Below are 2,572 nucleotides of genomic sequence, written 5' to 3' on the forward strand. Positions count from 1 at the left end.
GGCGCCCACCCCGGGACGCGCCCCCGCGGCACGCCCCGGAGCGCGTCCGCCCGCTCCGGTCCGCACGGTCACGCACGGTCAGGTGCGACCGGAGAACGGTCACCGGTTCGCATGACGCGGACACGTGTGGCCGCGTAGGCTCGAACGGCCTTGAGTGGGGCGGCTGATGAGCGGTGACGAGAGCGAGGGGACGCGATGGACGTCGCGGACGCGGCCAGGGGTCCGGCCTCGTTCCTCAGCGAGTTCTACACGTCCTTCTGGTGGATCCCGGCCGCCGTCCTGGCCGCCGCCCTGGCGATCAAACTGCCCACGATCATCCGGCTCTGGACGGATCCGCTGCTGCGCGCGGTCGGCGGACTGCTGCTGCTCGCCTGCGCGGTCTTCGTGTTCGTCGCCCCCTCGACCATCGCCTGGGTCAACCGGGTCACCGGCGTGCCGAACATCTCGGCCCCCTGGGTGTACTCGCTGCTCACCGCGTTCTGCGGCTCCTGCCTGGTGCTGATCATCGCCTGGCGCGACGGCCTGTCCGCACGCTCCGCCGCCAGCCGCCGGGCCACCCGCCGGGTCCTCTGCGCCTACGGCGGTGTGATCGTCCTGCTGTGGGTGCTGTTCGCCCTCGCGGACGTGCCCGTGGAGCGGACCCGGGACCTGGACACCTACTACGCCAACACGCCGTTCATGCGCGAGGAGATCCTGCTGTACCTCCTCGCGCACACCACCGCCGTCCTCATCACCTCGAAGCTGATCTGGAACTGGATCCGCACCGACGGACTCGACGCCTGGCTGCGCTGGGGACTGAAGTTCCTGGGCGTCGGCTACGCGCTGAACCTGGCCTTCGACGCCGCCAAACTCACCGCCGTGGCGGCCCGTTGGACCGGCAACGACCTGGACTGGCTCAGTCTGAACGTGGCCCCCGCCCTGGCCTGTCTGTCCGCCGTGTCGATCGCGGTCGGCTTCATCCTGCCGCACGCCGGCCAGTACCTGCACGAGCGCTGGCGGCTCCGCCTCGCCCACCACCGGCTGCGACCCCTGTACCTGCTGATGAGGAACGTGCACGGCTCCGGCGTGCCGTTCGTGCTGCGCGCCAGTCCCGAGCTGCGCCTGACCCGCCGCGAGACCTTCATCCGGGACGTGCTGCTGCCGCTGGCCCGGCGCACCGACGAGCGGCTGCGCGAGCGGGCGTACGACGCCGCCCTCGGCCTCGGGTTCCCGCCGAAGCGGGCGAAGGCGCTGGCCGCGGCCGTGGCGATCCTCGACGCCGTCGACGCCGGGCCGGGCGCGGACGGGGGCGACGGCGCCCACGACCCCGACACCACGGACCTGCTCCGCGAGATCGGGGCCCTCTCGCGCGCCCTGCGCCACCCCGAGGACATCCGGGAGGTCCGCCTCCGCGCCCTGGCACCCGAGGACACCGTGGTGGTCACCGAGTGACCGTGCCGCACGCGGAACTGGCCGGGACGACCCCCGTCTTGGCATATTGCACAGGTGACCGAGCCACGACCGGGGGAACAGGGAGACAGCGGTGCGTACCAGGAAGGAGATGCGTCGTCTCGCTGACGCCCTCATCGACCCCATCCGGGTGGCGGTCCCGGCGGACCCCGAGGTCCTGTTCGAGGCGCTGGTCGCCTCCGTCAGCGCCTGGCGGGGACGTGAAGTCGTCGTCCACCGGGCGGCGTTCCCGCCGCACACCGCCAGCGGGCTGTGGCTGGAGCGCGAGCACCACGACGACGTGGTGGTGGACGAACGGGCCGCCGCGTGGCACCAGATCGTGATCTTCTGCCACGAGGTGTGGCACATGAACCGCCGGCGGGCGGAGGCGGCGGCACCCGGCGACGGGCAGCCCCGGCCGATCGCCGCGCGCACCGACTTCAGCCTGGCCGAGGAGCAGGAGGCGGACCGCTTCGGCATGCTGATGGGGCGCCGGCTCCGTACCTGGCTGGAGGCCTCCACCGACTCGGTGTTCGCCGCGGAGGGCGGTGACCCCGAGGACCCCCAGGACCTCGCCGGACGCATCGGGGCCGCGCTCAACTACCGCGGGACGAAGAAATGAGCGGCCTGATCAACTACACCAGCTGCGGGGTGCTGTGGCTCGGTCTGGTGGTCAAGTCCCCCGACCTGCTGCGGCACCGCCGCGATCCGTACCTGTGGTCCATCTGCGCGGTGCTGGGGCTGGCCGGGCTCTGCTTCTTCCTCGGGGCGCCGCCGACGGTCGGCGCGATCAACCGGCTCGGCGGGGTGCCGAACCTCGCCGCGCCGCTGACGTACGCGGCGATCACCGGGTACTGCGCCGCCTCCCAGGTCCTCGTCGTCCACTGGCGCGGCGGGCCCCGGGTGCACCGCACCGCCCGGCGCTGGATCCTCGCCTACGCCGGTGTCGTCCTCGGCATCGCGGTGACCTTCGCCCTCGGTGACGCGCCGGTGGAGCGCCGCACCGACCTGGACACCTACTACGCGACGACCCCGTTCATCGCCCAGATGATCGTGCTGTACCTGGTCGCGCACCTCACCGCGGTGACCGTCACCACGGCGTCGTCGCTGCGCTGGGCGCGCCGGGTGCGGGGCGGGCTGCGGG

General features: G+C 72.7%; 2 protein-coding genes and 1 pseudogene. All 3 read left to right on the forward strand.

Features of this window, described 5'->3' with window-relative positions; genetic code table 11:
• The first annotated feature begins 195 nt into the window (after nucleotides 1-195).
• On the forward strand, nucleotides 196-1,431 hold the full coding sequence (locus tag B7L92_RS37270) for a DUF6545 domain-containing protein (protein ID WP_081241551.1): 1,236 nt from the start codon (nucleotides 196-198) through the stop codon (nucleotides 1,429-1,431).
• Nucleotides 1,432-1,540: 109 nt separating this feature from the next.
• The gene (locus tag B7L92_RS37275; protein WP_255311338.1) at nucleotides 1,541-2,050 is read left to right on the forward strand and encodes a toxin; all 510 of its coding nucleotides are present in this window, start codon (nucleotides 1,541-1,543) and stop codon (nucleotides 2,048-2,050) included.
• Nucleotides 2,047-2,572, forward strand: a pseudogene (locus B7L92_RS37280) (MAB_1171c family putative transporter); the annotation flags it as partial. The gene B7L92_RS37275 and the pseudogene B7L92_RS37280, both read left to right, overlap by 4 nt.

The organism is Streptomyces viridosporus (assembly GCF_002078235.1).
Classification (GTDB): domain Bacteria; phylum Actinomycetota; class Actinomycetes; order Streptomycetales; family Streptomycetaceae; genus Streptomyces; species Streptomyces viridosporus.

What these genes read in the sequence shown, in the direction of transcription:
- B7L92_RS37270 (WP_081241551.1), top strand. Translation starts at nt 196, where the DNA reads ATGGACGTCGCGGACGCGGCCAGGGGTCCGGCCTCGTTCCTCAGCGAG.
- B7L92_RS37275 (WP_255311338.1), top strand. Translation starts at nt 1,541, where the DNA reads ATGCGTCGTCTCGCTGACGCCCTCATCGACCCCATCCGGGTGGCGGTC.